Origin of the sequence: Pseudochrobactrum sp. AO18b (assembly GCF_000409565.1) — a bacterium.
GTDB lineage: Bacteria > Pseudomonadota > Alphaproteobacteria > Rhizobiales > Rhizobiaceae > Pseudochrobactrum > Pseudochrobactrum saccharolyticum.
On record NZ_ANNO01000017.1, the window covers coordinates 1 to 22008 of the forward strand.

At 46.0% G+C, this 22008-nt stretch carries 21 protein-coding genes, 1 pseudogene and 1 other annotated feature; of the genes and pseudogenes, 14 read left to right on the forward strand and 8 right to left on the reverse strand.

The features are described from left to right. Positions 1-668: 668 nt before the first annotated feature. Positions 669-724, forward strand: a sequence feature (sul1 is cis-regulatory element that is thought to sense ions involved in sulfur or methionine metabolism; They are found in Alphaproteobacteria). Positions 725-784: 60 nt separating this feature from the next. Continuing rightward, a complete protein-coding gene (locus A918_RS0100815) occupies positions 785-2272 on the forward strand; it encodes a SulP family inorganic anion transporter (protein WP_022709215.1) in 1488 nt (495 codons plus the stop codon). Between the two features lie 126 nt (positions 2273-2398). Here the strand turns inward: A918_RS0100815 and A918_RS22420 are convergent, their stop codons facing one another. The 4 genes from A918_RS22420 to A918_RS0100830 all read right to left on the reverse strand — a co-directional run bounded on the left by A918_RS22420 (position 2399) and on the right by A918_RS0100830 (position 7072). Beyond that, complete coding sequence (locus tag A918_RS22420) at positions 2399-2500, reverse strand: hypothetical protein (RefSeq protein WP_371257499.1); 102 nt, start codon at positions 2498-2500, stop codon at positions 2399-2401. Between the two features lie 146 nt (positions 2501-2646). Next, on the reverse strand, positions 2647-3801 hold the full coding sequence (locus A918_RS0100820) for a linear amide C-N hydrolase (protein ID WP_245257271.1): 1155 nt from the start codon (positions 3799-3801) through the stop codon (positions 2647-2649). A gap of 139 nt (positions 3802-3940) precedes the next feature. Further along, positions 3941-5497 carry a glutamate:gamma-aminobutyrate antiporter gene (gadC, locus tag A918_RS0100825; protein ID WP_022709217.1) on the reverse strand — a complete coding sequence of 519 codons (1557 nt, stop codon included), beginning with the start codon at positions 5495-5497 and terminating at the stop codon, positions 3941-3943. Positions 5498-5671: 174 nt separating this feature from the next. Beyond that, complete coding sequence (locus A918_RS0100830; protein ID WP_022709218.1) at positions 5672-7072, reverse strand: glutamate decarboxylase; 1401 nt, start codon at positions 7070-7072, stop codon at positions 5672-5674. 365 nt (positions 7073-7437) lie between these two features. Here A918_RS0100830 and A918_RS22425 point away from each other — a divergent pair, with 365 nt between their 5' ends. The 11 genes from A918_RS22425 to arsK all read left to right on the forward strand — a co-directional run bounded on the left by A918_RS22425 (position 7438) and on the right by arsK (position 18159). Next, on the forward strand, positions 7438-7662 hold the full coding sequence (locus A918_RS22425; protein WP_028233213.1) for a YtcA family lipoprotein: 225 nt from the start codon (positions 7438-7440) through the stop codon (positions 7660-7662). Between the two features lie 2 nt (positions 7663-7664). Continuing rightward, the gene (gene mdtN / locus A918_RS0100840; RefSeq protein WP_022709219.1) at positions 7665-8717 is read left to right on the forward strand and encodes a multidrug transporter subunit MdtN; all 1053 of its coding nucleotides are present in this window, start codon (positions 7665-7667) and stop codon (positions 8715-8717) included. Between the two features lie 40 nt (positions 8718-8757). Continuing rightward, complete coding sequence (locus A918_RS19035; RefSeq protein WP_022709220.1) at positions 8758-10602, forward strand: FUSC family protein; 1845 nt, start codon at positions 8758-8760, stop codon at positions 10600-10602. Next, a complete protein-coding gene (locus A918_RS0100850) occupies positions 10599-12143 on the forward strand; it encodes a TolC family protein (RefSeq protein ID WP_022709221.1) in 1545 nt (514 codons plus the stop codon). The genes A918_RS19035 and A918_RS0100850 overlap by 4 nt, the downstream gene beginning before the upstream one ends. Before the next feature lie 29 nt (positions 12144-12172). Beyond that, positions 12173-13240, forward strand: a complete 1068-nt coding sequence (locus A918_RS19040; protein ID WP_022709222.1) for a mechanosensitive ion channel family protein — start codon at positions 12173-12175, stop codon at positions 13238-13240. Positions 13241-13299: 59 nt separating this feature from the next. Continuing rightward, entirely contained in the window at positions 13300-14121 is an 822-nt protein-coding gene (locus A918_RS0100860; RefSeq protein WP_022709223.1) for a hypothetical protein, read from the forward strand. Positions 14122-14332: 211 nt separating this feature from the next. Beyond that, positions 14333-14695: a helix-turn-helix transcriptional regulator gene (locus A918_RS0100865; protein ID WP_022709224.1), complete on the forward strand. Its 363-nt coding sequence runs from the start codon at positions 14333-14335 to the stop codon at positions 14693-14695. A 92-nt stretch (positions 14696-14787) separates the two neighbouring features. Continuing rightward, positions 14788-15837, forward strand: coding sequence for an ACR3 family arsenite efflux transporter (gene arsB, locus A918_RS0100870; protein WP_022709225.1), 1050 nt, complete (start codon positions 14788-14790; stop codon positions 15835-15837). After that, positions 15837-16250, forward strand: a complete 414-nt coding sequence (gene arsC / locus A918_RS0100875) for an arsenate reductase (glutaredoxin) (RefSeq protein WP_022709226.1) — start codon at positions 15837-15839, stop codon at positions 16248-16250. Before arsB ends, arsC begins: the two co-directional genes overlap by 1 nt. Continuing rightward, positions 16247-16957, forward strand: coding sequence for an arsenical resistance protein ArsH (gene arsH / locus A918_RS0100880; protein WP_028233216.1), 711 nt, complete (start codon positions 16247-16249; stop codon positions 16955-16957). Before arsC ends, arsH begins: the two co-directional genes overlap by 4 nt. Next, positions 16954-18159, forward strand: coding sequence for an arsenite efflux MFS transporter ArsK (gene arsK / locus A918_RS19045; protein ID WP_022709228.1), 1206 nt, complete (start codon positions 16954-16956; stop codon positions 18157-18159). Before arsH ends, arsK begins: the two co-directional genes overlap by 4 nt. 54 nt (positions 18160-18213) lie before the next feature. Here the strand turns inward: arsK and A918_RS0100890 are convergent, their stop codons facing one another. After that, positions 18214-18474 (reverse strand): helix-turn-helix domain-containing protein, encoded by a 261-nt coding sequence (locus A918_RS0100890; RefSeq protein WP_022709229.1) that lies wholly within the window; start codon positions 18472-18474, stop codon positions 18214-18216. 221 nt (positions 18475-18695) lie between these two features. On the opposite strand from A918_RS0100890, the gene A918_RS0100895 reads away from it, so the two are divergent. After that, positions 18696-19001, forward strand: a complete 306-nt coding sequence (locus tag A918_RS0100895; RefSeq protein WP_022709230.1) for a hypothetical protein — start codon at positions 18696-18698, stop codon at positions 18999-19001. Between the two features lie 350 nt (positions 19002-19351). Here the strand turns inward: A918_RS0100895 and A918_RS21430 are convergent. Continuing rightward, positions 19352-19938: pseudogene (locus A918_RS21430) on the reverse strand (NYN domain-containing protein); the annotation flags it as partial. Between the two features lie 390 nt (positions 19939-20328). Continuing rightward, positions 20329-20841 (reverse strand): hypothetical protein, encoded by a 513-nt coding sequence (locus A918_RS0100900; protein ID WP_022709231.1) that lies wholly within the window; start codon positions 20839-20841, stop codon positions 20329-20331. 326 nt (positions 20842-21167) lie between these two features. Between A918_RS0100900 and A918_RS0100905 the strand changes: the two genes are divergently transcribed. After that, positions 21168-21542 (forward strand): hypothetical protein, encoded by a 375-nt coding sequence (locus tag A918_RS0100905; RefSeq protein WP_022709232.1) that lies wholly within the window; start codon positions 21168-21170, stop codon positions 21540-21542. Between the two features lie 86 nt (positions 21543-21628). On the opposite strand, the gene A918_RS19050 is transcribed toward A918_RS0100905, so the two are convergent. Next, a complete protein-coding gene (locus tag A918_RS19050; RefSeq protein ID WP_156831357.1) occupies positions 21629-22000 on the reverse strand; it encodes a hypothetical protein in 372 nt (123 codons plus the stop codon). Positions 22001-22008: the final 8 nt, after the last annotated feature.

Sequence of the window (22008 nt, forward strand, 5' to 3'; positions counted from 1 at the left end):
AGAAATGGTATGCTGTCACCAGCACACTTTGAACAGAACCACAAACTGAAGACGAAGAGTGTCTAATAAACTCGGGGCTATTCAGAGCTCCAATTACCCTATCGATTAAAAAATCCAGCGAATAATTTAAAAAAGATAATTGATGGGATTATTAGTTCATTTCAATCTGATCGTACCCCAAATGATCAAGCTGTTGAACGTCTAGCAAACAAGCATAAAACACCCCCTGAAATTATTTCAGAGCGATTAATGAATCCTCAAGTGCCCGCTATTCATTCACGTCGCACACAGAGATTAATATTGCCATATCGTGATGGTGTACAATGGCACCCTGCCGACAATTCTTGCGAAGAATGTACATTGCTTATCAATATAGCTGATAAAGCCCATTGTAAGGCTTATTTATACTCGATTAACTAATGTTTAGCTCATAAACCTAAAATGCACCATTAAGGTACACTTCTCTTCTTCAACTCCTCTCGTAAATAGTCCCCTTACATTTATGCCGTGTCGTTCCGCACATGACTGGTTCTCAGTACCGCAGTAATATCCTGAAATTTCAGATTTTCATTACAGTAAAAAGACAATCCGGCATCAAAACCGCTTTCTGGCTACTCATCAGCTTATGTTTGCAAAATACATAAATTTGGATATTTATGGGGTATTAACAAGGACTCGGTGCAATTCCGAGTGGCTCTTCTGGCCGCCTATCCGCCAGACAACACTGCAACGCAAATTTTAAAACCTGTTTTTCGGTTCGTTGCATCAGTGTGTAAAATTCCCAATGCTAAGATTAAAAGAATACCGCAATCAGTGGTTTTCAAACATTCGTGGCGATATCCTATCTGGTATCGTTGTTGCTCTCGCTCTTATTCCTGAAGCAATAGGGTTCTCCGTTATTGCAGGAGTAGACCCCAAAGTGGGTTTGTATGCCTCATTTGCCATTGCATGTGTGGCAGCTTTTACCGGTGGTCGGCCCGCAATGATTTCAGCGGCTACTGCTGCCACAGCTGTCGTCATGGTATCACTCGTCAAAGAACATGGACTGCAATATCTTTTCGCAGCCACAATCTTAATGGGCATTCTTCAGATACTTGCCGGAGCATTAAAGTTAGCGCGGGTAATGCGTTTTGTTTCCCGTTCCGTCATTACCGGCTTTGTAAATGCACTGGCCATTTTGATCTTTATGGCGCAGCTACCGGAACTGATCGATGTTCCGACACAAACCTACTGGATGATTGCAGCCGGACTGGGCATAATCTATCTTTTCCCTTATCTGACCAAAGCAATCCCCTCGCCATTAATCGCAATTGTCGTACTGACGATCATTGCATGGTCAACAGGTATGGAGTTACGCACAGTCGGTGATTTAGGGGAACTCCCTTCAGCATTTCCGATTTTCGCGTTGCCTCAAGTACCCCTCACCTTCGAAACTCTGCAGATCATATTCCCTTATTCCGTAACACTGGCAGCTGTTGGCTTGCTTGAGTCTTTGCTGACGGCTCAAATTGTTGATGACATGACTGATACGCCCAGCAATAAAAATCAGGAATGCTACGGACAAGGAACAAGCAATATAGCTTCTGCACTTATCGGCGGAATGGGTGGCTGTGCCATGATTGGCCAGTCCGTGATCAATGTGTCGTCAGGCGGTCGCGGCAGACTCTCAACATTTGTAGCAGGCGCGTTTCTTCTTTTCCTGATTGTTGTGCTTAACGATCTTGTGAAAATCATTCCAATGGCAGCACTTGTTGCAGTGATGATTATGGTTTCAATCGGAACATTTTCCTGGCGCTCTGTGCTTGATCTGAGACGCAATCCGCTGCCTTCTTCAGTCGTCATGATTGCTACAGTTGTAACAGTCATTACAACGCATGATTTGGCAAAAGGCGTCATCGTTGGAGTGCTGTTATCAGGCATATTCTTTGCCGGAAAAGTTGCTAAACTTTTTACTGTTACCAAACAAAGCGACGAGATAGCCAAGACACTCACCTACATCGTTGAAGGACAGATTTTCTTCGCTTCAGCTGAGATTTTTATCCATTCTTTCGATTTCAGCAGCACACACGCTCATATCATGATTGATGTCAGCCGAGCGCATTTATGGGACATAACTGCTGTTGGGGCTCTTGATAAAGTTGTCTTAAAGCTTCGATCTTCCGGAGCACAGGTCGAAGTACGCGGTTTTAACCGTGCAAGCGCAGATATGATCGACAAGTTTGCTCTGCACGACAAAGCAGAACGACAAGCAGCTAGTAATTCGCTTCATTAAACACATAGCTGGCAAGAGGTTTTTCATGCCAGCTATGATTTCAACTTAGATAATATCGCGATGTGCTAATTTTATAGCCTACAATTGGCTTGCTTTTAGCTATGCAGAGCAAAACAAATATTCCAATTATTTATATTTTCGCCCCGCCTTCATTGGCTCTGACGGTAATGCATCCTTATCAGGAACTTCAAAAAGCTCACTGACGGTTATTTGCAAAGCATCAGCCAATGCTTCCAGTGTCGAAATCGTGACGTTCTCTGTCCCAGTTCACCCCTCCGGACATATGAGCTGTCAATATTGGCCTCCAAAGCTGGCCGCCCCCTCATGAGCAATCACGCCCGCTGCTTGTACAGTAGCGGACATGAATAATGCTGCTAATCTTGATTCAACAACGCATCCGTTGCGTCAAGAGTTTCGATAGCTGACATTTTTGCAAGCGGAGCAATCTTAATATAAGGCTGACCAAACAACCGGTTCATGTCAAACTTAATAAAGTTGATGGCATCATATGTGCGGACATAAAACAGGTTTTTGCTCAAATCGCCCAATACTGTGAACGATGTATACTCAGTTTTATGATCGGCATCACCGGCAGCAGAAGCCCCTTCAATGTCTAATCCGCCCGAATTTACCGGATCGATTGTTGCACCACGCGGACGATCAAAATTATTCATCATATGACCAAGCGTGCGAATGGCCTTATCGGCAGACGGCTTCTCAGTATAGGTTACATAATAGGCCGCACGAACAAAGCGACCAACCGAGGTGTTGGACGATGGAAGGCCTGCTGTGGCTATGCCGGAATCCGGCTGCGCCACTTGCAGATCACCGAATTTACCTGTCGATTGATCAAGATTATTCAGAAATGAATAATTGTTAAGATTGGTCAGGTGCCAAGGAAAATCTGGGCCATTGGTCATCACACCAACCGGATTGTCATAGACATTTTGCTTATTGTTTGAATATTCGACAACAATTGATTTGCCGCAGCGATCATGGATCACAAAATGGAAGGGCGTAACAGCACCATGTAATGGCGCAAGCGCCGTGAGCATAGCGGTATTTTCTGCAAGTGCCGCCTTAACTTCCGTTACATTTGCAAACTGGCTAAGAACCCAGGCTCCAAGATCAATAACTGCGAGCATGGCTTTTGTTTTTGCAGCACTATCGGCAGGGCCGGATGCACCAGCATAAGCAAGCACACTAAAAGTTAACCCTTGATCATTCATCCCTTCAACGATTTTGAGATCGTTAACATTGCCGTTTGGAACCGCAATAGCAAAGATACTATATTTTGATTCGAAATTGAGAGCAGAATGTCCTTCAACGACAGAAGTAAACTGGTGTCCTTTCGGAATACTAGCAACCACATAAGGGAGCTCCATCGACAGCTCCATTGTGCGGCCTGCATAAGCATTGCCATCGGCGCTGCGAAACAACAAAGCGGTACAGGCAAGCCAGATATCGTTTGATATCTGGAAAGATGAGCCATCAGCCAGATATTGCATTACTGTTGAAACCAAGGACACGTTACCTCTCCTTCGAATTTATTTCACCTTATTAAGGTCGTTTGAATTTGATTATAATTTATCCGGCACGGCCCGTTTGCTCAAGATTTAAGCCATACCGCTAAAACTGTTTCAGCGGCATGGCATTTAACTTTATCTCTTATTTTATGGGCTTGTTTTCATCATGAATAATAACGTGGTGCGGTGAGCGCGCTCTCGGATGCATGAAAAAATATCCCTTCGGTGCAGTATGCGTACGAATAGGAACCAATCTTGCGTTGGTCGTCTTTCCGCGCTTGTCATGCAGACCATAGACTATGAACGGCAAAGCAAGAACAACAATAAAACTAATCACAAGTAATTCCACATAGCTATCGCTACCACCATCTCCCGGCAATGAACTTGGCGGGAAAAAAGAGACAACGAAAGCCAAACCTGAAACTATCAGGCCCACAGATGCGACGAATACTTTAACACCCTTACCACCGGGGATATTAAATGAACGCGTCTTATCCTGCTGCTTGCACACAAGATGAATATAGCCGAGGAACAAAAGGAAATAGCTGCATAGATAAATTACAACAGTTAATGCCAGCGCGATCAAAAAGGACATATTGTTGCCCCCGCCGGTGATAGTCAGCACAGACAGCGCAACAGACGTAAGTGACAGTTGCGATACAACGAGTGCAACGGGAACACCATTTTTATTCACTTTAGCAAAGGCTTGCGGAAGAATGCCTTTTTGTGCCGTCACATACATTCCACGTGACGGACCAACAATCCACGAGGCAATCTCGGCGAGTACACCAAGCACCAGCAAGGCCGCAATAATACGCACTGTCCATTCAAAGCCCGCACCATAGTGTGTGATGAGAACTGTGAAGGTCTGCACGACGCCGGCAGACAGATTAATCTCTGAGTGCGGAATGACAGCAGCAACCGACAGGCCGCCAATTGAGCTCAGGCAGATTGCAGCAATCATGAGCAGCAACATTGCTAGCGGATAATCACGCCCGGGATTTTTCATCTCATTAACATGAGTAGCAGAAGCTTCAACTCCCATATAGCTGAGGATGAAAGCCACAAAAACCACCAGTGTTCCAATTTTTGTAAAGTCCGGAAAGAATGTGGCAGCGCTGATCTCAATCGCCAATGGTGTATCGCTGGCCAGATAGCCAAGGGCAAGAAAAACTAAAATGGCTGCGGGAAGCAAAATACCCGCAAAAAAACCGATCTTTGCAATCTGTGCGGTATATTTGGTGCCACCAAATTGGGTAAATGCCAGCCCCCATAAGATGACCAGCGCTGCAATAGTTTTGGTCAGCGGATCATTGTTCAGGGCTGGCCAATTCAAAATATAGGCCAATGCGCCAAGTACAAAATAAAGCATCGGAATAAAACCAACAGCAATCTGTAAATAGCCAAAAGATATAGCAGCAAAGCCCCATTTCTCACCGAGCGTATTAGACACCCAGCTGAAGACCCCACCTTCCTCCCATCCCTCTACCGTTGCCATTTCCGCAGCACAGAGCCCAACTGGAATGAACCACAAAATGCCGCCGAGAAGGAGAAAAAAGACCAGACTAAAGCCTGAAGTAGCAAATGTTGGATATTCATAAACGGCCATAACCATTGAAGCCGTAATGGCAAAAAATCCTAATAATGATAATTGCCTAGCTTGAGTATTGCTTGCGCTGCTTGATTTTATTATCGCCATAACCGTCATCCTGAGTGTAAAACCAACCACAGAGGGCATATGAGGCCTCAACCTGTGAGCCGGATGCGAATAATGTGTACCACCAAGAAATCACGCGCCCCCTATATTTGGGGCACCTTATTATATAGTGATTTCCTGGTGTAATCGTGTCAGATCAGCGGGTTATCTATTATCTTAACCGTGATTGAATCCGCTCGCTTCTTCCTCAGACAAGGGCTTGCTCACGGGATGCTTTTCGAAATAATCAAGTGTCCGCTTCATATCTTCCAGAAGCAAGCTTGCGAGATCGAGACTTACACCATGGCGCACAAGAATGCGTTGAACAACAAGGTCCTCGCGATTTGCAGGCATTGAATAGGCTGGAACCTGCCAACCACGACTACGCAACCGGTCTGCAAAATCATATAAAGTATAGCCACCTATTGCTGCATCTTTTTTCAGTTTCCACGCTAAAGCAGGAATACCCTTCTGGCTGTCACCGTCGAAAAGGATTTCAAACGGACCGAGCTTAGCAATCTCGGCAGAGAGATACTGAGCAGTAGCATAGCAAGCATTATGGATTTTAGCATAGCCAGTGCGTCCGAGGCGCAGGAAGTTATAATACTGCGCGATGATCTGACCACCAGGCCTAGAGAAATTGAGTGCAAATGTTGGCATATTGCCACCAAGGTAATTTACATTGAAAATCAACTCTTCCGGCAGATCAGAGGCTTCACGCCAGACAACCCAGCCGGCTCCTAATGGAGCAAGACCAAATTTATGACCGGAGGTATTTATGGACTTTACGCGCGGCAAGCGGAAGTCCCACTCAATATCCGGAGCGCAGAATGGCGCAAGAAAACCGCCGCTTGCACCATCAACATGGATAGGAATGTCGAAGCCAGTATCTTGCTCCAACTTGTCCAAAGCATCATGAACAGCTTTAACAGGCTCATATTGACATGTAAAAGTTACGCCAAGCGTCGGTACAACACCGATTGTGTTTTCATCAACGCGTTTAAGCACCTCTTCAGGGCTCATGATTAGACGATCACCTTCAAGCGGGATTTCACGCAACTCCACATCGAAATAGCGAGCGAATTTATGCCAGCAAATTTGTACAGGACCACAAATCAGGTTTGGGCGATCTGTGGATTTACCTGCAGCCTCACGAAGTTTGCGCCAGCGCCACTTCAACGCAAGACCACCAAGCATTGCAGCCTCAGAAGAGCCCGTTGTAGAGCAGCCCATAGCATTCGCAGCATCAGGTGAGTTCCAGAGATCGGCGATCATGCGAACACAACGTGCTTCAATTTCAGCCGTCTGCGGATACTCATCTTTATCGATCATATTCTTATCGATAGATAAATCCATTAATTGACGAATTTCATCATCAACCCACGTCTGACAGAAAGTTGCAAGATTTTGACGTGAATTTCCATCCAGCATCAGTTCATCGCGGACTGACGCAAAAACATTACGAGGATTTTTTTCATCCTGTGGAAATACTGTTTTGGGCAACGAAGTTGATAAATCAAGCGATGCGTAAACATCATCCAGCTCGTTATACTGAATTTCATTAGATTTACTATCCATAGCAGATATCCTTGTAAACGATCGAATTATTAAATTATCGCGGACACTTCATTTTTTCTTATTTTTTACGTCAGTAATTTCTCATAAACAATAATAAATTAATGAACTTAATATTATAATTAACGAATAACATGGAAGACCTCTATTAAAACTTCACTTACAGTGAAGAAATTACGCCTCCAAGTTTATGGTTATAATAAATCGACATTCTGCAGTGCCCTCGATAAAATAATGCATCTATAAGACGCAATATTCTGATTTAAATTTAGTTTTCTCGATTAAGACCCTGTAGAATCAATGGAATTATGATTCTGTTTATTTAGGCAGAGAGGTTGCATTAATGCCGCAGATATGCAGCACATTTTGTGAGGGACTATAAACTGTTGTCTAGTCCTTCATTCTACATCTTCGGGGCATTTTTCCCCTCATGGATGCTTTGTTTATTTCTCGCACTGATCATTGTGCTAATGTTGCGCGTAATTTTTATTCGCACAGGCCTGGATGATCTCCTCACATTTAAACTCACTGCTTATACAGCAATGGTGATAGCTATCGCCTGCGCAATGTCGCTTGTCGTTTATGGTAGGTGAATATGGAAACCAATGCCTATAGTAAAAAACAACTCAACATCGGCGGTGTGTTTCTAACGGGGCTCATTATTATCATTGCGGCTATAATGGTGTTGCTCTACTTGCGCCAAACGCACCGAAATCCTTTGTCGGAGGATGCAGTTATCGGCGCTAATCTGGTTAATATTGCCGCGACTGTACCGGGCCGCATTATAACAATCAATGTCAGTGAAAATGATGCAGTCCGTAAAGGCGATCTGCTCTTTGCAATTGACCCTGAGCCGATGCGACTGTTGCTTGAGCAAACAACGGCTGACCTGCAGATTGCCGAAGCAGCACTGGAATCGCAACGGCGTGGTTTGAAAGCCGAAACACAAAATGCTTCCATTGCGGATCAGCAGATTGTTCGCGCACGTACCAACCTTGACCTTTCGGAAATAACATTGAAGCGTTTGGAGGCCCTCAGCCCCAAGGGTTATGTTACCAAGCAACAAGTCGATGATGCCCGCACATTACGTAATGATGCTGAAATCAGCCTTGCACAGGCGGTTAAGCAGGCTGAGGCGGCAAATGCACTTGTTGGCACATTGGATAGCTCTCTGGCGCTTGTGCGTGCAAGACAGGCAGCGAAAGCATTAGCCCAGCACAATCTCGACAATACCAAGGTCTATGCGCCCCATGATGGACGCATTGTCGGTGTTTTAAACGCGACAGGACAGATTGTAATACCCGGTCAATCCGTGTTTACACTCATTGACACTTCGAGCTGGTTTGTTTCTGCGACTTTTCCCGAAACAGAGCTGGACACCATTAAAGAAGGCGACTGCGCAACAGTAAGAATTCTTGCAAATAGTTCTATCGCTGTTAAAGGCATTATTGAAGGCATCGGCTGGGGTGTCAGTACTGAAGGCCAGATTAATGTACCGCGCAATCTTCCTTTTATACCAAAATCACTCAATTGGGTGCGGATTGCCCAGCGCTTTCCGGTTCGGGTCAAACTGATTGACCCTCCAGCAGAGCTAACGCGCATTGGCGCCTCAGCCGTCGTGACTGTGCATGATAACAAGAAATGCTGATTATTCACTAAAAAGCGCAGCTCGCGCAACATTAGCCGAGTTGGCGCCTTTTCCAGGGCGCTTAGCAACAGCATGGCGTGTTGCAGCAGCATGCGCCTTGGTAGCCGGTATTGCCATGCTGTTCCATATTCCGGAATCTGCAATCAGTGTTTATCTTGTTATCTTCCTGATGAAAGCAGACGGCGCGGAAAATACGGTCGTTGCCAGTGCTGCAATCATTGCAATTACCCTGTTAGTCGCATTGATGATTCCGGTTCTGCAATGGACGATTGAATCGGCAATGATCCGAATATTGGTGATGATTGCCGTATCTTTTGTGTTTATTTTTATTGGCGCTGCAACAAAGCTTGCCGAGGGCGGCAGCATTATTGCGCTGATCATTGCATTCATTCTAACGCTGATGAATGAAGTGCCGGTCAATGGTGTCATCTCCATTGCGCTGCGCTATGCGTGGGAAATGGCAATTCTTCCAATGTTTGTCATTGCAGGATTCAGCTTGTTTTTCGGGCGCTGGAGTGTATCTTTATTGCGCCAGCAACTACGAGAAAGGCTGATTGCTGCCCGCGATGGCCTGCTGAAAAAGCCAACGACTTACGGCCCCGACCTTCGTGAACAATTGGAAGAGAGCAATGATGATGCAGCAAAACGTATCATGCTGGTTAAGCTGCTGCATCAGACATCCAATGACAAAATATCCCAGATAGCCAATGATATTCCGGCATCCTATCAGCTGATTTATTCGGTCTCCGCCTTACCCGAAACCACGGCGGAAAATATCCGCCAGCATTATGCAGATCAGATTGAGCGTATGGTCGATGCTTTGGATAAAGGCACAGTTCTGCCGGCAGCAATTGCGCCGGACACTCAGGACGCCCCTGTGCAGACCAAGGGCATTTTACAAGCCTTGAATATGATTACAGGTCATGAAAAGACGACCTATACAAAAGGCACAGACGACCGCTTTTTGGCTGCAGATGCCTTTAGCAATCCCGTTTATCAGCGTTTTGCTCTTAAAACGACTTTGGCTGCTATCCTGTGTTACATGTTCTATGCGGCGATTGACTGGCAGGGAATTCATACGGCAATGGTGACCTGTTATGTGGCCTCTATGGGCACTGCCGGAGACACAATTCACAAGTTAGCTTTGCGGATAAGCGGGTGCCTTATCGGTGCTGCAATTGGAATAGCGTCGATTGTGTATTTGATGCCGCATATTGAATCTATTGGCAGTCTGATGTTGCTGGTTTTTGTTGTTGCCTTACTTGCCGCATGGGTGACAGCAGGAAGTGAGATCATTTCCTATGCCGGTGTGCAGATTGGTTTGGCTTTCACGCTTACTGTTTTGCAGGGCTTTGGCCCAACCGTTGATTTTGATACGGCAACGGATCGTATTGTTGGCATTTTAGTCGGTAATTTTGCAGTTTATCTGGTCTCTACGCTGATTTGGCCAACTCCGGTCAGTGATGTGATACGCAAGACACTTGCCCGTGCAACAGAGAAGATCGCTGCTCTCGCCGCTACGCCCCCGTCACAGCGGCTAAATGCGGTCGCAACCATTGCTGAGACGGAAAAACTGCTGGGTGAAGTGCGTTATTGTTTATATCTGCTGCCCTTTGAACCTGCCGCCTTGCGTCCAGGCACTAAGGTTAAACAAGTTTTTCAATATTACACTGACAGGCTTGCCACGCTTGGCAGGGACGTTTACTTCTCAGATACAGAAATGCCTGAAACAGTTGAACGGCTTAAACTTTTGTCAGTGCGCCTTCGAGAATTTAATTCCACAGGGCCGGTTACTCCTGCTGCGTTAGACGAAATTGAGTTGGAAAGGCGTATTGCCGTGCAAGTTGCAGACTTGGAAACACTTGTAGCGAGGCCGGCATCATGAAGTATATTCAAAAACGCTTCTTCCATATGAGTGTTGCGTATTTTGTGCTCGCTTTGAGCGGTTGCGCCACAGATGCTCTGGACCTTGCACCATCTTCACCCGACAAACCAGGGGTGCTCAAGCAGAACCAGAAAATTGCGGGCGGGCATCAAGCAAGCTCACAATCATCCGGTGACAAACAGCCAGATTTTAGTGTTCCGGCTAATCCCGCGCTCTCACTGATGGCCACTCCCGTTACCATTGATACGCGTCAAACCTATGATTTAGCGCAACTCATCGATCTGGCTCAGCGCAGCAATCCTTCAACGCGAAATACCTGGGAAAAAGCAAAACAGGCAGCTCTTGCTGTTGGCATGAGTGAGGCGACATTACTGCCTATTATTACGGCTAATGTCATAGGTGGCGTCCAAAAAACATCCACACCTGTGGATGTGCCCTTGATCGGCAATCGTGATATTGATACGCATATTAAGGGCACCTCTGCTTCGATTGCGCTGCAATGGCTGGTGTTTGATTTTGGCCAACGAGCCGCTTTGACTGAGGCCGCACGACAAGTATCTTTTGCAGCGAATGTGACCTTCAATGCGATGCATCAAAAGTTAATATTTGATGTTACGCGCACCTATTATGAATATTCGGCCGCAATGGCAGGCCATAAAATTGCAGTGCAAACATTGGCCAACAGCAAAGCTGTTCTGGCGGCTGTGCAAGCAAAATCCACTCAAGGCTTGGCGACATCTGTAGAACTCGCCTTAGCGCGCCAGCAGGTTGCGCAAGCTGAGTTACGTGTTGTTCGTGCCAGCGGCCAACAACAAAATGCCTACCAGCTATTGCTGTCTGCAATGGGCGTTAATTCAATGCTGGATATAAAAGTGGCCAGCTCCTTGGGTCGTAACTTGCCTACACGCTATGATGGCGTAACACAGGCAGCCCTTGAAAGCGCATTGTCGCGCAGAGCCGACTTGCTGGCAAGTTATGCGGCAGTGCAAGCCAGCCAGTCCGGCATTAAAGCCGCACAGGCCAGCTTCATGCCTAAGGTGTTTGTTGCCGGGACATTATCATCAGGCAATGGTAGTTTTAATGCAGGTCATTTGCCTGATATTGGCAATCAATCATCACGTGCGGGGATGCTCGTTGTTGCATCTGTTCCACTGTTTGACGGCGGCCTGCGCGCTGCACAGTTTAAAAATGCGCAATCCGTGGCGAATGCTGCATCAGAAACTTTCCGTAAAGTTCAGCTTGATGCCGTCACCGAAATTGTCGTCGCTTCCAATGCGCTGAAAACGGCACTTGCAGCGAATACAGCCGCAATTAAGCTGGTACAAACATCTTCAACAACGTTTGATGCCGCACTGGAATCTTATAAAAATGGTCTGAGCACGATCACAATAGCACTCGAGGCCAATAATGGCCTGCTTGATGCCAAACTTGCGCAATCCGATGCACAAGCGGCAGCGCAAATCGCCGCGGCTAATCTGGCGTTTTTCACCGGGGCTCTGACATCTGCTACCAGCCTGTCAGGTGATACTGGCTTGCGCTGATAAGCATTCTTACTGCCCACGGAGATATTATGGCGAAATATTGGATTGCCACCGCTCTCATTCTATTTTTTGCAATCAGCGCCTTTACTCTTTGGCTCATGATGCGCCGGACACGCGTCTGGTCTGGCAACATACTCGTTCATATTGTCTATCTGTTGTCGATGTACGGGGTAATCCTGACCTTCCGGCAAGTGGCTTACATGCTGATTGATGATTATGACATCAAATTCATTACACCTGATATGGTGACGACCGGCGCGGTCGCTCTCATGGCTTTGCTGGCCATGCAACAGCTGTTTCAATTAATAAACCGCCTGACTCATGCACAGATACGTAAGGGCAGCGATACGACCTCCGCACGCATGGTATCGCGTATACTCAAGCTCACGATTTTTCTTCTGATGGTGCTGATATTCGGTGAGCATTTCGGCATCGGCCTGTCAGGATTGCTGGCCTTTGGCGGTATTGGCGGCATTGCTATCGGCGTTGCGGGTAAAGATATGCTGAGCAATCTTTTTTCCGGTGTCATGCTGTATTTTGATCGGCCGTTTAATATTGGCGATTGGGTACGCTCACCAGACAGGGAAATTGAGGGAACTGTTGTCGAAATCGGTTGGCGTATTACCAAAATTATAACCTTTGATAACCGCCCTCTTTACGTACCAAATGCTTTGTTTTCAACAATCAGCGTTGAAAATCCAAGTCGTATGACCAACCGGCGCATCAGCACCACTATTGGTCTGCGTTATGAAGATGCGGATAAGGTCTCGGACGTTATTGATGACATCCGAAAAATGCTTAAAAATAATAAGAAGATCGATCAAAATCAGGATTTATTGGTTTTTTTCAATACATTTGCGGATTCTTCGCTCAATATTATGGTCTACTGCTTTACGAAGACGACACATTGGGCAGAGTGGCTGGATATTCAGCAGGATATCTATTTGCAGATCATCAAAATAGTACAGGCGCATAAAGCCGATTTTGCATATCCTACGCAAACACTGTTGGTAAATACGGATTCGGCTATGGCAGAGCAGCCTGCCGCTGCAAGCTTCTTGCACCAAACAGAAAACAGAGCAGGAAAATCGATATAAAAGAAAACGATCTTTTTTTTTTAACTTTAATTTTCTGGCTATAGGTGTACTGCTGTAAAATGAGTATTTTTAAAGAATGGCCATTTTTATCCGAGCGGTTTTATACATTAAACGGAAAAAAAGAAATCTGGCTTGCCCGTGTACATCGTAAAGGACTGGACCTCCGGCCCCGATTACTCCGCGCGCAAACGACCGCCTTTTGGAAGACAAGTACCTATAACCGCTATATAGGAATCTCGTTCTCTCTGGGCGCATTTCTGTTTAGCCTTGCAAGTATTTTGATGTTTTGTTCATTGCATTGGTCTTCGTTGAGTAATTTGACAAACGTGATGTTCTTTGCAGGTTCTGTACCATTTACTCTTGCAGCAGGCTTGCAGCACTTTCAATCCGCCAATCAGATACCTCAACCCAGACAAGAACAACATACTCTGAACAAGCCGTTGAAATTGATTGGCTGGAACCCGCTTAATGCAGGTTGGCTCAGTTCATTCACGCAATTTATCGGTACGCTCGCGTTTAATATCAGTACTTTTAACGCTATCGCGGCACCGTCACAACCGGCGCTGAGCATATTGGAAATATGGACGCCTAATTTTGAGGGCTCAGTCTTGTTTCTAATATCGGGCTATTTGGCATTTATTGAAGTTGACAATCGGTATTGGAGTTGGAAACCCAAAAACCTGTCATGGCAAGCCGTTTTCATCAATTTATTGGGGTGTATAGCTTTCATGATCTCTGCTGTATTTCCGCAGACACCGGACGCTGATAAAGCGGATTGGGTTTGGCAATATTCAAATACTTATACGTTGATTGGCGCGATCTTTTTTTTCATTAGCGCACAATTGCTTGTTGAAGAAAGCAAATTATCACCGGCAGAGTAACTCTTATAAATATGAACCTGCCCCCCCCCGAAAACTGTGAGGACTGGCTTCACAACGGAATTACAGGTTATGTCATGATTTCTGTGCTGCATAATTAACCGCCGCTCTGTGTCCGTACTTATGACAATTTATCAAACCTCCTTCCGCAACTAAGAGACAAAGTGCAATCAAAACCATTTGACATTTCCCACATATCCATTATTCTGGATATATGGAAAATGAAGCAGCAATCACGGCACTCGCAGCCTTAGCACAGAACACACGACTGGAAACCTTCCGGTTACTGGTCAAACACGAACCGAACGGTTTACCGGCAGGTGAACTGGCACGTGTATTGGATGTGCCCCAGAATACAATGTCAGCCCACCTGTCCACGCTGTCCCGCGCAGGATTGATCAAAGGAGAACGTCAGAGCCGGTCAATCATCTACCGTGCTGATCTTGATGCATTTCGGGAACTGACGCTTTTCATGATCAAGGATTGTTGTGGCGGCAGTGAAGAACTCTGCACTCCCCTTATCCAGAGTCTTACGCCCTGCTGTAAGTCAAAGGAGCAGCCGGATCATCCGATCTGAATCCTCCTGCATAACAATCTGAAATTCACTGATTATCACAACTGAATAAGGCCGGTTTCGCTCCATGGCATAAAACCAGCCAAGGAAAAGCCATGTCTGTCTTTGAACGATATCTGACACTCTGGGTTGCCCTATGTATCATCATCGGGATTGCCTTGGGGCATTTGTTTCCCGCAGCCTTCCAGATGGTCGGGGCAGTAGAGATCGCTAAGGTCAATATTCCTGTTGCCATCCTGATCTGGCTGATGATCATTCCTATGCTGCTTAAAATCGACTTCTCCGCAATGCGTCAGATCAGCCAGTATTGGCGCGGCATCAGCGTAACGCTCTTCGTCAACTGGGCGGTTAAACCCTTCTCTATGGCCTTGCTGGGCTGGCTTTTTATCGGCTGGCTGTTCCGGCCATATCTCCCGCAAGAGCAAATCGACTCTTACATAGCTGGTCTGATTATTCTTGCGGCAGCGCCATGCACAGCAATGGTCTTTGTCTGGTCAAACCTGATTAAGGGCGAACCCCATTTCACCCTGTCGCAGGTAGCTCTGAATGATGCAATCATGGTCATTGCCTTTGCCCCGATTGTCGGGCTGCTCTTAGGTTTGTCTGCAATCACCGTACCGTGGAATACACTGATTTTCTCAGTGGTTTTGTACATCATTTTTCCCGTCATCATCGCACAACTGATACGACATAGCCTGCTCTCCAAGAATGATGGGCAGTCCTTAAACAAACTGCTGAAAGCATTACAGCCATTATCGCTGGTTGCTCTTCTTGCCACGCTTGCTTTGCTCTTTGGCTTTCAGGGGGAACAGATCATAGCCCAGCCACTGATCATTGCCATGCTGGCAATACCGATCCTGATCCAAGTCTATTTCAACTCCGGTCTGGCTTACGTCCTGAACCGGATGTCAGGCGAACAACATTGTATTGCAGGCCCATCTGCCATGATTGGCGCTTCAAACTTCTTCGAATTAGCCGTTGCTGCCGCGATCAGCCTTTTCGGTTTCAGTTCCGGTGCCGCCCTTGCAACAGTTGTCGGCGTATTGGTGGAAGTCCCCGTTATGCTCTCCGTTGTCTGGATCGTGAACCGGTCAAAAGGCTGGTACGAACAAGGCACTAATCAAACCAAGACAGGTGATATCTGATGTCCGTTACAATCTATCACAACCCTAAATGCGGAACTTCACGCAACACTCTCGCTATGATCCGCGCCAGTGATGAAGAGCCTGTGATCATTGAATATCTGCAAACACCGCTATCCAAAGAACAATTGTCAGAACTTGTTACTGCCATGAAAATCTCCGTGCGGGATTTGCTACGGGAAAAAGGCACACCTTTTGCTGAACTCGATTTAGCCAATCCGAAATGGTCAGACGATCAATTACTGGATTTTATTGTGCAACATCCGATCCTGATGAACAGACCGGTTGTGGCCACACCACGTGGCGCAGCTCTATGTCGCCCGTCAGAACGTGTTCTTGATCTTCTGGAAAATCCTGCTGTCAACTTTACCAAAGAAGACGGGGAACAGATCACCTATGAGCAGAAGGACAGATAATCGTGACACTGCCCAATCTTGACCTTCAGGCGTTTCGCACACCCGATTACGATAAGCTCCAAGCATCTTTACTGACACATAAACCGCGCATCCTTCTTCTATACGGTTCGCTGAGAGAACGTTCTTACAGCCGCTTTTTAACACTGGAAGCACAGCGGTTACTGGAGTTTATGGGGGCAGAAACACGGATATATCATGCCGATGGCCTGCCATTGCCAGATGACAGTACTGCTGATCACAGCAAGGTTCAGGAGTTGCGTGAAGCAATGCTGTGGTCAGAAGGGCAAGTCTGGACCAGCCCTGAACGCCACGGCGCAATGAGTGCTGTCATGAAATCACAAATAGACTGGATACCTTTAGCGGGCGGCTCTGTACGCCCGACGCAAGGTCGCACACTGGCACTGATGCAGGTTTCCGGCGGCTCTCAGTCTTTCAACGCTTTGAATCAAATGCGTGTGCTAGGTCGGTGGATGCGCATGATTACAATCCCCAACCAATCATCTGTCGCCAAAGCATGGCAGGAGTTTGATGAAGCAGGTCGCATGAAACCCTCTTCATTCTATGAAAGGGTTGTTGATGTCATGGAAGAACTCATCAAATTCACCATCCTGACACGGGGCATTTCTGACCACCTTACCGACCGTTACAGTGAACGGAAAGAAGCCGCAGAGAAACTGGAAACCCGTGTTTCGTTGAAATCCATATGACCGACCAGCGCCTTCCTGTTTATGCAATCCTGAGCCTTGGCCTTACACAAATCATCGGCTACGGCACACTCTACTATTCATTCAGTGTGCTGGCTCCGTCCATTGCGGATAGCTATCAGGCAACAACGGAATGGGTTTATGGGATATTGTCCATAGCCTTGCTAGCAGGTGGTGTGCTGGCACCTTGGCTGGGCAAACTCATTGATCGCTTAGGTGCCGCACAAATTATGACAGTCGGCTCTGCATTTGCAGCCCTTGCTCTCATCCTTTGCGCAGTCTCCCCCAATTCGCTGGCCTTCATTGTAACGCTTACAATCGTGGAGATTGCAGCCAATCTCGTACAATACGGAGCCGCCTTTGCGCTGCTTGTGCAGATCAAACCAGTGGTTGCCCAGCGCAGCATTGTCTATCTGACATTGATAGCCGGTTTTGCATCCACCATCTTCTGGCCCCTCACTTCACTGCTTCTGCAATGGCTGACATGGCAGCAAATCTATCTGGTCTTTGCCGGTCTTCATCTGGTGATATGCCTCCCGCTGCATTATTCCCTGACACGCACCAGTAAAACAACTCATGACCAACGTAAGAATGATGACAAAGAAATAGCTTCTGTAGCCGGTGCATTGCCTCAGGCATCAAGACGTATGGGCTTCACAGTACTTCTGGCAGCATTTTCCTTACAGGCATTGATATCCTCTGCAATCCTTGTCCATATGATCCCGCTACTGTCGGTACTGGGATTAGCAAAGTCAGCAGCCTTTATCGGCGCTGTGTTCGGACCATCGCAAGTCGCCAGCCGCCTGATCAATATGATGGCGGGGAAAACCCTATCCCCCGTAAACTTAGCTATCATCGCAGCCTCGTTCATTGCCTTATCCGTTATGTTATTGATGATCGGTGCACCCTATATCCCTGCGGCGATATTATTCGCCTGCCTGTTTGGTTTCGGGAATGGTCTGTTCAGTATTATAAGCGGCTCACTTCCATTATTCTTATTTGGAAGTACCGGATATGGTGCGATGCAGGGAAAACTGATGTCTGCGAGATTGGTGCTATCCGCCATCGCACCCTTTGCAATGGCCTTCGCGTTGAAGAATACAAGTGTTTACATCACTCTGGCGATAATCATCGTCGTATCGATTGCGGGAGGCGGTCTGTACTTTATAATAAAGCAGGGCTTACAGACCAGAGCTTTGAATTGAGCCTATTACGCACTTAGTCTGTAAGCTAGGCCACATAGCATAGCACATTTCCAATTATTTATATTTTCGCCCCGCCTTCATTGGCTGCGGTGGCAGTGCGTCTTTATCAGGAACTTCAAAAAGCTCACTGACTGTCACTTGCAGTGCATCAGCCAATGCTTCCAGTGTCGAAATCGTGACGTTCTCTGTACCCCGTTCGACCCTCCCTACATATGACCTGTCAACATTTGACTCCAAAGCTAACCGCTCCTGAGAGAAGCCCTTAGCCACGCGAAGTTTCCGTAAATTCCAACCGATAATCTGTCTTGCGTTCATAGAACGATTAACAGTATAGACGGCTTGACAATCGACGGACTGCTGGGCACATATTAATTTTCAGCACACGTTAGTGAATCCAATAGATTCACATAACAATGTCGGGGGCAAATGAAGTGCAGAGCGAAGCGATCAAACGTATCGGGTCAATCAGCCAATCAGCTGCAACCCATCAGCAACACACGCAACACGGCTAAGGTCGAGAAACAAAGGTCGCTTCAATGGCATACCCAATTCAAATGATAGAACCAGTTACCCATAGAACAGCAGTTGGCTTCAAAGGAATTTCTTGGACCTGCTTATTCTTTGGTCCATTTCCAGCACTCTTTCGCGGTCATTTTGTTGGCTTCTTAATAATGCTCGCAACAATCATCCCAACTGTTGGCTTAGCGTCATTAGTCTATATGTTCATGTATAATAACTGGCACTATAATTGGCTGACCGCAAAAGGCTTCAAACCTGCTGGTGCGATGGGAATGATGGCTAATCACAACATGATCAATGTGAATTTAGGCGAAACAAAATAGTCTCATAGGCGTGAGGGCAAGTAACAATCCTCAGCTTGCCCTTAGGTGCTCTATCCATAATATGAAACATGAAGGGGCTTGGTAGGATGCTGTGCTTTGTAATAGCTGCTCTCTTAAACTACAGCAGCAGCAAAACAGATCATTGCGTACAAAGCGTCAGAACAGTAGGCATTGTCGAAAGCTCATCATCTTACAATACCTATTACAAAGCAAACTGCCCTGCGAACAGATAACTACTCTCAAAGAAATACTTATTACCTAATTCTAGCGCATAATGCAGAGTTTTCTTTGCTGATAATGGATCAATTCAGCTACAATTCACTGTCCCAAATATTTTCTCAGCAATGAAATCAAGCTTTTTTCTTCGCCCTAGTAATTACTTTTCGGACACGAATTCGTAGCGGCTTTTCCTCAACCTGTTCAATATCAAATGCATTTGTCTTTCGCACTCAATCACTAAGTTTGCGAAAACCATAAGTACGTGGATCAAAGTCAGACGCGAGATTGGCAAGTTGAGTGCCAACGGCCCCAAGCTGCACCCAACCATCTTCGGATTCCATCTGTCTAATAACTTTCTTGATTACTGGTATGGCGGCACTTGGCGGCTGAAGTGCGTTTGGCGTGCTACCTGTTTCGTTACCATTAGATAAGATCGGCGGAAGCAAGTTTTCAGTATAGATAAACCTACGGCACGTTTGGCGAAAGCTCGCCGGTGTTTTTTTGTTCCCCAAAACCGAAAACGTCCCCCCCCCTTGTTCTCTGATGCGTGCAGCAAGCCGTGTGAAATCACTATCAAACGACACTAACTGAAACCATCAAAGCGACCACTATGCAACAAATCCATTACATCAATGACCAAAGTAATATCTGAGACGTTCTTACCCGTTGTATATGCAAACTGTTGCTGCGGAATGATCGCGTGCCTTGCGAGAACCTCTAAGCGATAGCAGTGATGCTTTATAGTCGCCGCTTGCCTATCGACATTAGGTAGCACGGACTGCTACGAGAACTATGCTTGGTTTAGTAGAGTTATTGTATCTCGGATTTTTTTGAGGGGATTTTCGTTGCGGGGGCGTCATCACACCGAGATTTGTAAGAAATCTAATGCTAAGAAACCTTATACTTGCTCATATCTGCAGTTTTGTGTCAGACGGACCTATTCTTTTAAACGCAAGTGGCCCGCAACTGATGCGATTGAATAACTACAACACCATCCAAATCATATAAATCTGACTGACCTCCAACAACCGTTGAAGCCCTTAGACTGATATATGAATATCCTATAATTTCGCGAAGGCTCCCCTCCCCTGAAAATTCCGAAAAGGCTTTAACCCGGAATTGAACCGACAGGCCAATCGCCAAAGCTAGCACTGATTTCTCCGGCTTCAGACGGGCACATCAAACTTAGAGAAAAAGCTTTTTTACCATTAGTGTACCAACTGGCCTCTGGGTAATTTTTATCTGTAAATTGTGAATAGCAAACTGCTGCGACACTTCCATCAACTGCAATCAGCACCCCCCAATTAACGTCACCGCCACTCGCCGGATCAAAGCCACGGGTATAAAGAAGTTTGTCGCCAACCTTTATAATTGGTGTAACCACTGCATCTTCGGTATAAAGAATATCACGAGCTTCACCAGCCGGCACTGCAGCTTCAATAGCAGTACGCACCTGAGGATGATGAAGAAAGCCGGTACCATCTATCTCTTCGTAGACATATTTCCCTACATAGCCACTCAGTGGCGACGCTGCCGTGGCCATTTCAGCCTGAGCTAACGGAATAGAAAACGAGAATATGTTAACCAGAGCAGATAGCCCAATAAAGGATACCAGTTTCATCAAAATGATCCCTTGAGTGTGAATTTTCTTAATGCAATTTCATGAGTTGAACTTCTAATAACTCCAAACCCATAAGATAGTCTTCTTTATCAGCTTATGTTTTGTTCAGCAGAGTATAGTTGATCACGTTTTGATTCTGCTCGGATTTTATATATTTGCATCGAATTTATTCGCGTTTCAACAACTTATAATAGCCCTTTGAGACATTATGATCATGACAATTTCCATTTACTTTACATTTTTCGCTTGGAGCGATTAATATAATATTGTAACGGCATCGTGATTAAATCACAGCACTCTTTTTGTCGTAGTTGCGAGAGATATTTATGAAATATTTGACCGTATTGTTATGTCTTCTGCCCGTATCTGCATTTGCTGCAGAAGGCATTCCCCTATCTGAAGGCTATTATGTAACTACTGGCGAGAAATGTAGTGAAGCGAATGATGCAAATACTGCACTCGTGCACGCAAAAGGCATTAATTTGCCCGATGCACTTTGCGAATTCGAGGCCGTTAGCAAACTTGATGGTAATGAATATTCTTTCGCCGGCAATTGTGCTCACCCGGAACAGCGCGCAGACTACATGAATGAAGGAACGATTACGATCCTTGAGCCAGCAAAATTTCGTTTTAACGACGGCCTAATCAAGGGTGAATTCGAATATTGTGCACCAGATAGTCTGCCAGCAAATTTGCGCTAATTGCTGATATGTGTTTCCCTGATGAAAACAAACAAAGGCTCTCCTCTCGGAGCGCCTTAATCACTACGGCTTTATGTCAATAGCACTCAGTTCTGCATTTTTTTCATCTGCTCGCACATAGTCTTTTTCTGACTATCGTCACCTGCTGCAATTTGCGCCTTTGTTTCCTCATAACCCTTAGCGAAAATTGTGTCGAATTCTTCTGCTGAAAGACCACCGGCCGAAGATGCTGTTTTCTGGCCTGCTTTCATTTCCTTCAGCTGATCAGCGGAATAGCTACCGCATTCTTCAGCCATAGCATGCATGGCACCGCCAAATTCAGCGATTTTTGACATATTTTCTTTTTCTTGCGCCATGCCGGAAATAGACATGAAAACTGCCGAGCAAAGAACAGCCGCAAATAGCTTTTTTGTTAGGTTTGTACGAAGCATTGAATTTCTCCCAGAATTATTGTGCAAGTAAAAAC